Origin of the sequence: Methylosinus sp. Sm6 (assembly GCF_019802345.1) — a bacterium.
Classification (GTDB): domain Bacteria; phylum Pseudomonadota; class Alphaproteobacteria; order Rhizobiales; family Beijerinckiaceae; genus Methylosinus.
In genome coordinates this window covers 1-7,898 of record NZ_JAINDZ010000072.1, presented here as the reverse complement: position 1 = coordinate 7,898, position 7,898 = coordinate 1, and the positions used below count along the sequence as shown (strand labels likewise).

9 protein-coding genes are annotated in these 7,898 nt (G+C 59.8%); all 9 read left to right on the top strand.

All coding sequences use genetic code 11. The annotated features are described in order from the left end of the window. The first annotated feature begins 183 nt into the window (after nucleotides 1–183). The 9 genes from K3F48_RS23005 to K3F48_RS22970 all read left to right on the top strand — a co-directional run bounded on the left by K3F48_RS23005 (nucleotide 184) and on the right by K3F48_RS22970 (nucleotide 7,537). Nucleotides 184–1,053, top strand: a complete 870-nt coding sequence (locus tag K3F48_RS23005) for a hypothetical protein (RefSeq protein ID WP_222577773.1) — start codon at nucleotides 184–186, stop codon at nucleotides 1,051–1,053. A gap of 239 nt (nucleotides 1,054–1,292) precedes the next feature. After that, nucleotides 1,293–1,481: an RHS repeat domain-containing protein gene (locus tag K3F48_RS24690; protein WP_255609676.1), complete on the top strand. Its 189-nt coding sequence runs from the start codon at nucleotides 1,293–1,295 to the stop codon at nucleotides 1,479–1,481. Nucleotides 1,482–1,540: 59 nt separating this feature from the next. Continuing rightward, complete coding sequence (locus K3F48_RS24685) at nucleotides 1,541–2,359, top strand: hypothetical protein (protein ID WP_370631488.1); 819 nt, start codon at nucleotides 1,541–1,543, stop codon at nucleotides 2,357–2,359. Then, nucleotides 2,313–3,413, top strand: a complete 1,101-nt coding sequence (locus K3F48_RS24680) for an RHS repeat-associated core domain-containing protein (protein ID WP_370631487.1) — start codon at nucleotides 2,313–2,315, stop codon at nucleotides 3,411–3,413. The genes K3F48_RS24685 and K3F48_RS24680 overlap by 47 nt, the downstream gene beginning before the upstream one ends. Nucleotides 3,414–3,659: 246 nt before the next feature. Further along, complete coding sequence (locus tag K3F48_RS24675; RefSeq protein ID WP_370631486.1) at nucleotides 3,660–4,640, top strand: RHS repeat domain-containing protein; 981 nt, start codon at nucleotides 3,660–3,662, stop codon at nucleotides 4,638–4,640. After that, a complete protein-coding gene (locus tag K3F48_RS22985; RefSeq protein ID WP_222577772.1) occupies nucleotides 4,637–5,026 on the top strand; it encodes a hypothetical protein in 390 nt (129 codons plus the stop codon). The genes K3F48_RS24675 and K3F48_RS22985 overlap by 4 nt, the downstream gene beginning before the upstream one ends. A gap of 122 nt (nucleotides 5,027–5,148) precedes the next feature. Beyond that, nucleotides 5,149–6,231 carry an RHS repeat-associated core domain-containing protein gene (locus tag K3F48_RS22980; RefSeq protein WP_255609674.1) on the top strand — a complete coding sequence of 361 codons (1,083 nt, stop codon included), beginning with the start codon at nucleotides 5,149–5,151 and terminating at the stop codon, nucleotides 6,229–6,231. Between the two features lie 466 nt (nucleotides 6,232–6,697). Continuing rightward, nucleotides 6,698–7,057, top strand: a complete 360-nt coding sequence (locus tag K3F48_RS22975; protein WP_222577771.1) for a hypothetical protein — start codon at nucleotides 6,698–6,700, stop codon at nucleotides 7,055–7,057. 159 nt (nucleotides 7,058–7,216) lie between these two features. Continuing rightward, complete coding sequence (locus K3F48_RS22970; RefSeq protein WP_222577770.1) at nucleotides 7,217–7,537, top strand: hypothetical protein; 321 nt, start codon at nucleotides 7,217–7,219, stop codon at nucleotides 7,535–7,537. Nucleotides 7,538–7,898: the final 361 nt, after the last annotated feature.

Sequence of the window (7,898 nt, the reverse complement as noted above, 5' to 3'; positions counted from 1 at the left end):
CCAGAATCACTCCGCCGATAGGGAATCACGCCTGAGCCCATCCGTTAACCGCCGTTAACCCGAATTCGGAGCCCTAGGCTATGCGCGCATCGCGTTGACAGCACGGCAAAGGCCGTGCTTCAACTTCAGCGTGCTGCGCGACGAGCGTTAGCGGCGGGCGTCACATCGCAAAGGATTTAAAACATGACTGCTTTGACAAAAAAAACCCTGTTGGCCGCGCCAATTCTCTGCATTTCGGCCGAAGTGCAGGCGCTGGAGGCGGATCTCTACAACACCTATTCGGCCAATAGCGCCAAGACGAGCATAATATCCGCCACCTGCGGATCCACAACGAACAGTTCCGGCTGTTATGGCAGCGCGACTCTGGGTTCGTTTCGTCGAGCGTGCGCGATGGTGGCGACCTCGAAAGTCGAGAAGCGGGAGCCGAATGGCTCGACGACTTACCGCAGGCAAATCGTCGTCATGGACAAAGGCGCGCAGACCGGCGCGCAAGTCATGCTGTCGATCTATCGTGAAACGCAAACGCTCACTTCGAACGAAGACGTCACGGTAAGCACATCCAAGATCAAGACACTGACGCTGCCACTCGTCGGCGGGCCTTCGGCGTCATGCTTCTTGGCTCGCAACTCCGCGGGATTTTATGTCGGCACCGACAAGAGCCCGAATGCCGTGCGAGTCTCGAGCACCTTTGCCGTCGCCACCCTGCCCGGTTTTTCCCCGCCGGTCCCTGTTGCGTCGATCAGCGTGATGCAGAACGGTTTTGTCTCGGTCACGCACAAGAGCGGTTCTCGCAGCGGCTTCTCCCTCTTCCGGAACGACGGATCGTTGGAGTTGAGTGGGGGAGGGGACGAGTTCGTCGTGGGAAACCAAAATGGGGCGGTGATCCCCGGAACCACTATGTCTTCGGCGTCCATTCCGACCGCGACCACGTCCGGAACGCTTCTGGACGCGCAAGCGCATCCTGTTGCGAGCAACGGAAAGTCAGTTGTTCGCAACAGCGCGGGCGTCGTCGTCCACGACGGCGTCCAGGACTTCCATTTCGCCAACAAATGAACATCACCGGCGCGTCGAGGGCCTGATGTCGAAGGTTCGACGCGCTGCGCAAACTGCTACGGGGTCGCCGAGGCGGCCCCGTTTTCTTTCGACCGTCGGCGCATTTGTTCAGCCGCCGAACGCATTTCGGCTTCAGTCCTTCGTATACGAAAGAACACTGAGGCGCACCGTTCCAAACCGTTAATTCGGCCAAGGCCCCGGTCTGGTATTGGGAGCACCACAGCTGGAATTACGGTGACATGATACGAATTGCGCGGTTTTTCTGGGCCTGCGACGAGAGTCATAGTACGACGACGCCGGACGCCGCGGAGATCCGCAACGGCTATGACGCCGCCGGCCGCCTCGCCAGCGTGACCGACCCGCGCGGCTCTCCAGCCGGGACACGGGCGTCGCCACCAAGACTTATGACGCCGCCGGCAATGCGCTGACCTCGACCGACGCGCGCGGCCAGACGACGCGTTACGACTATGACAAGCTGAACCGGCCGGTGAAGGCGACCTATGCCGACGGCTCCGTCGCGATCTACCGCTATGATCAGGGCGAGTACGGAATTGGCCGTCTCTCCTCCCTGACCGATTCCACCGGCACGACCAGCTTCGCCTATGACGCCTTCGGCCATGTCGTGCAGAAGACGCAGACGACGGGCGCGGTCACGCTCACGACGCAATGGATCTATCACGCCGGCAACGGCCGGCTCCTCGCCGTCATCTATCCGTCCGGCGCCAAAATCTCCTATTCCTTCGACGGCGCCGCGCGGGTCAGCGGGATCAATCTGCAGCGGCCGGGTCAGGCGACGGCGACTCTGATCGGGTCGATTTCCTATGCCGCCTTCGGCGCCGTCGCCTCCTGGGACGCCGGCGCGTCGGGCGCCTCCTATGTCCGCAGCTTCGATCTCGACGGGCGCATCGCCAAAATCACCTCCTCGACCGGAAACGCCCTCACCTATGATTATGACGCCGGCAGCCGGATCAAGTCGATCGGCGAGAGCGGACGCCCGACCAAGGTCTTCGGCTACGACCGCGACAACCGGCTGACGAAATACGCCAGCGGCTCGACCTCGATCCTCTATGGCTATGACGCCTCGGGCAACCGCATCTCGGCCGGCGGCGACGCCTATGAGGTCTCGCCGGTCAGCAATCGCCTCGTCAGCCTCGTCGCATCCGGCTCGAGCGAGACGCAAACCTTCTCCTACAGCCCGGCGGGCGTGCTGGTCATTCAGTCCGGCGTGTTCACCCTCGGCTACGACACGCAATCGTCTCGTGCGCGCCACGGTCGGCGCGCCGACGGCGAACTATGGCGTCAATGATCTCGGCGAGCGCGTGACGAAGACGCGGACGACGAGCGCGGCCCGCGAATATTTTGTCTATCTCTACGACCTCTCGGGCCATCTCGTCGGGACATACGACGCGAGCGGCGCGGCGCGGGAGGAGATCGTCTGGCTCGGCGACCTGCCGGTGGCGACACTGCAGGGCGGCGCGGCCTATTACATCATGCCGGATCATCTCGGCGCGCCGCATGAGATCGTCAATGCGGCGAACGCCCGCGTGTGGCTCTGGGACCACGACCCGTTCGGCAATGGCGCGCCTGTGGCGGCGGCCGGCTTCTCGCACGACCTGCGCTTCCCGGGCCAGATCTACGATTCCGAGACGCGCCTGCACAACAATGGCTTCCGCGATTATTCCCCCGCCCTCGGCCGCTATGTCGAGACCGACCCCATCGGGCTCGAGGGCGGGATCAACACCTATGCCTATGCGAATAACAACCCGCTCAACGCCGTGGACCCGACGGGAACGTTGGTGACACCCGAGACTTATGTGTGGGATATTCCCAATGTCGTGATGGGCCTAGTTTCGTTATTCGATAATCTTTTTCATGGAAATTTCGCAAGCGCAGGGATTGATGCGGCGGGTTTGGGAGTCGATGTTGCAGCGGTGGTCCTACCGGGCGTGCCGGCTGGGGCGGGAGCGACGATCGCTGCCGGTAGAAAGGCCGCGCACTACTCGGTGGCATTTGAGACGACTATTGCCAAAGCGGGGGTTGGAACTCGAGGCTCACACTTCACTGATGCGAACACGAGTCTTGCCGCGACGATGAAAAAGGATCCAGAGTTCGCCAAGATGATGGACAGCCTGGGCGTCTCGATCCCGCAGCGGCTGGATCAAAGTCCCGCGGGCTGGAGCTGGCACCACGTGCCGGACCAGCCGGGTATGTTGCAGCTGGTTCCGCGCGATCAGCATCAAGGCAGTGCGTGGCAGCACTTGCTGCATCCTGCCAGACGGCTTGGACGACAGACTGTGTATCTTTGCTGCAAAGCCGTGGTCCGAGACTACGCCGGCTGCCGCGGTACAGCTGGACGATGAATTCAAGCCGCCCAAAGAAGTCTTGGAGCAGGGGCTTGCCTACTTCTTGGAAGTACACGTCGCCAATGAGGCGTTGGAGGTGTTCAGCGATCGGCAGCCGAGCGCAACCGAGAAACGGAATCTGCTGATCTTCTATGCAGAGAACGACGCGTTCCCGGACTGGGTCTACGGGCGGTAAGCGGCGGGATTGATGTTTGGCCTGCATTTCTCACCCCCCCGCATGGCGTAAATGATCTCGGCGAGCGCGTGACGAAGACGCGGGGGACGAGCGCGGCCCGCGAATATTTTGTCTATCTCTACGACCTCTCGGGCCATCTTCAGGGGACCTATGATGCGAGCGGCGCGGCGATCGAGGAAATCGTCTGGCTCGGCGACCTGCCGGTGGCGACGCTGCAGGGCGGCGCGGCCTATTCGATCATGCCGGATCATCTCGGCGCGCCGCATGAGATCGTCAATGCGGCGAACCAGAGGGTCTGGCTCTGGGACCACGACCCGTTCGGCAATGGCGCGCCTGTGGCGGCGGCCGGCTTCTCGCACGACCTGCGCTTCCCGGGCCAGATCTACGATTCCGAAACACGCCTGCACAACAACGGCTTCCGCGACTATTCCCCCACCCTCGGCCGCTATGTCGAGAGCGACCCCATCGGCCTCGAGGGCGGGATCAATACCTATGCCTATGCGGGGAATGATCCGGTCAATGCGATCGATCCGCTCGGGCTTGACCCCAATAAATGCTCTCTGTCTTGCTACCAAACCGGAGGGAGCGTAGTTCTCGGGGTCGGCGGCGCTCTTATCGGGGCGTTTGGCGGAGCCGCGATAGGCGGGGGTGAGGGCTTCGCGCTCAGCGCTCCCACGGGTCCCGGCGCAATCGTTGGGACGGCAGGAGGCGCAGTTGCCGGCGCCCTAGGTGGAGCTTTAGCCGGCGCACGATTTGGAGTGAATGCAGGAGCCGCTGCGGGCGAAGCCCTCTACAATCTGAATTGGTTCTCCGACAACGGAGGCCCCAGCAGAGAAGCGCAAAAGAGCATTAGATCATTGGAAAGGCAAATTGCTGCCCATGAGCGTAAATTAGAAGCGTTTAGAACTAATCCGACGGTGCGGCCGGGAATGGAAAATCTTCCGGCGGAACTGATCGAGATGCAGCAGCAACGCCGCATCCGACATTTGGAGACAGAAATCCAGACATTCAAAAACAACATAAAAAAAATCTTGAATGGAGGGCTATGATGCGTCATCATGAAATATGCACATCTGGACCTGAACAACTTATGTTGTCAGATCAATTGAATCAGCCATTTGCAGCTCTCTTGGATACGAGGGATTCTGAATGGACCGATCGAGATTTTCTCAACAACAAAATTGTTGAGCTGATTGACAGGGGTTGTCGTTATTTTGTCTGTTTTGGACCAAATTCTGAAGTCATTCACGACAGAATCGACGATATAATTATTTCATACTCGCAAAATATAGAAGCAGTTACCACTTTTCATGAGGACGAGCAGATAGAAGACGTTGCAGCTTTCTTTAAATTTGTTGTAACAAATGAAATGCAGCAGGGGATACTTATTACAAAAAGCGAGCAAGAATGGCTGTCTTTGTTGCAATATGAGTAAATATACAATTGCAGACTGCGGTGGCATTATACGAAATTCCTTATCCTCAGCGGTCCCGCCTGTCGCGATCAATCTGCAGCGGCCGGGTCAGGCGACGGCGGCGCTGATCGGGTCGATCTCCTATGCCGCCTTCGGCGCCGTCGCCTCCTGGGAGCCCTGGCGCGTCGGGCGCCTCCTATGTCCGCAGCTTCGATCTCGACGGGCGCATCGCCAAAATCACCTCCTCGACCGGCAACGCCCTCACCTATGATTATGACAACGGCGGTCGGATCAAATCGATCGGTGAAAGCGGACGCTTCACACAGGTCTTCGGCTATGACCGCGCCAACCGGCTGACGAAATACGCCAGGGGCTCGACCTCGATCCTCTATGACTATGACGCCTCGGGCAACCGCATTGCGGCGGGCGGCGCCGCCTATGAGGTCTCGCCGGTCAGCAATCGCCTCGTCAGCCTCGTCGCATCCGGATCGAGCGAGCCGCAAACCTTCTCCTACAGCCCGGCGGGCGTGCTGGTCATTCAGTCCGGCGTGTTCACCCTCGGCTACGACACGCGCAATCGTCTGGTGCGCTCCACGGTCGGCGCGCTGACGGCGAGCTATGGCGTCAATGATCTCGGCGAGCGCGTGACGAAGACGCGGACGACGAGCGCGGCCCGCGAATATTTTGTCTATCTCTACGACCTCTCGGGCCATCTCGTCGGGACATACGACGCGAGCGGCGCGGCGCGGGAGGAGATCGTCTGGCTCGGCGACCTGCCGGTGGCGACGCTGCAGGGCGGCGCGGCCTATTACATCATGCCGGATCATCTCGGCGCGCCGCATGAGATCGTCAATGCGGCGAACGCCCGCGTGTGGCTCTGGGACCACGACCCGTTCGGCAATGGCGCGCCTGTGGCGGCCGCGGGCTTTTCGCATGATCTGCGCTTCCCGGGCCAGATCTACGATTCCGAGACGCGCCTGCACAACAATGGCTTCCGCGATTATTCCCCCGCCCTCGGCCGCTATGTCGAGAGCGACCCCATCGGGCTCGAGGGCGGGATCAACACCTACGCCTATGCGAAGACGCTCAGCGCCGTGGACCCGACGGGAACGATTCTTCCGACACCCGACCTCGCTTGGGATGCCTTCAATCTAGGTTTGGGCATCTCTTCATTTCTCGACAATTTTTTTAATGGGAATTATTTTGCCGCCGGGTCGATGGGGTAGGTTTGGGGATTGATCTCGTCGCGGCTGTCGTACCGGTCGTGCCGGGCGGAGCGGCGACCGCTATCGCTGCTGGCAGAGGGGCCTCGGATGTTGCAGGCGCGCTCCAAGCTCCCGCAATCGGCACCATACAAGCATGGAATGGTAAGATCACATCGGGGACGGTTCCGGCAAGCGGAATGACCGCTTTCAGAGTTTGGGGAGGCGAAAGCGCGGCGGCCGGTTCGTGGCTTTCTCCAATTGCACCTGAATCAGGCAGCGCTGCGCGTGGCCTACTTTCCCTACCCTCCGGCAATACGGCAGAGTTCATTTCGCCGGTCCAAATCCCCGGCGGGACGCAGATACAATTCGGAACCGCTGCGGGAGCCTTCGGCCAAGCGGGAGGCGGGACGCAGATACAACTCCTCGAACGCATCCCGCTGTCCAGCTACGGACCACCAACACGCCTGCGGCCGTGAGGATGATAGCTATGAATGTCGTTTTCTCTTCACTTCAAGGCGTAGTCGTCCTGCGCGATGCAGATGGGGTGTACTCTTGGTCAGGACAGTTCAATGGCGTTGATATTAAACGCGCTGTGCCAAGTGATGATGGCAAGCACTGCGTCCTGTTGCTTGATCCGGATGCAAGCAAATGCTCGGCTTTCGAAAACTTGCTTCGCATTGACCGAAAAGGAGCCCCGCTTTGGACTGCTAAATTGCCAACGAGCCCTGACGTTTTTCTGGATGTGATATCAACCCCTGAAGGACTTCTTGCAACGACATGGAGCGGCCTGAGGATTTTATTCGATCAGGATACGGGTGCGGAACTGAAAAGAACATTTGTAAAATAAGTTCATTACGCAAATTACTACAAGCTCCCTATTTCCAGCCAGCAAGCCTGAATGGGCTGTTATTCCTGGTCCGAATGTCACTACTAGGTTGTATGGCCCACCACCGGCTTCGATGCCGCCGGCAACCTGTATAGTTTGTGTAATCGGAGGGCGATAGCTATGAGTTTAGTGGACTTCGTGGAAGCATGGTGGCTCTCAATCAGACCGCTCATCGAGGCAGATGGCGTCATCGGTCGCTTCGAGCGATCTCCAATGGACCGACCGAACCCGTCTTGTGCTGTGAATTTACGCCGAAACGAAATTGAGGCTGATCTACTGGTGTGGGAGTCCGGCGAAGCTGAACTTGCCACAATTGAGCGTGATGGTTCGGTCAATCAGCAACATTTTGACGACATACGGTTAGGTACAAACTTAAGCGCAATACTGTCACGCGTCGTCAGCTTGGTAACAAACACACCTATGACGCCGAGAGCCGGCTGACGAGCGCCTCCGCCACGGGCTTTTTCGCCGCTTACGCCTATGACGCGCGCGGCGCGCGGAAATCGAAGAGCATTAATCGTCACCGTCACGGTGAGCAACGAGAGCAGCCGGCCGCTGGCGGATCGAGCAGGGCGATCCGCCGATGGGTGACACAGGCGGGCGGCGCGGTCGTGCTTCTTGATCCCGCTGGCGCGCGGCTGACCTCGCTTGGGATGGCGTCAACCTGGGGTTGGGCGTCTCCTCATTTCTCGACAATTTTTTTAATGGGGGGGGAGGGAGGGAATGGTCGTGTCCCCACCGGTGGTGTAGCAGTTCGGGAGCAAGCCGCTCGCGACGCGCGCTTTTCATAGCGCCGTAGCGA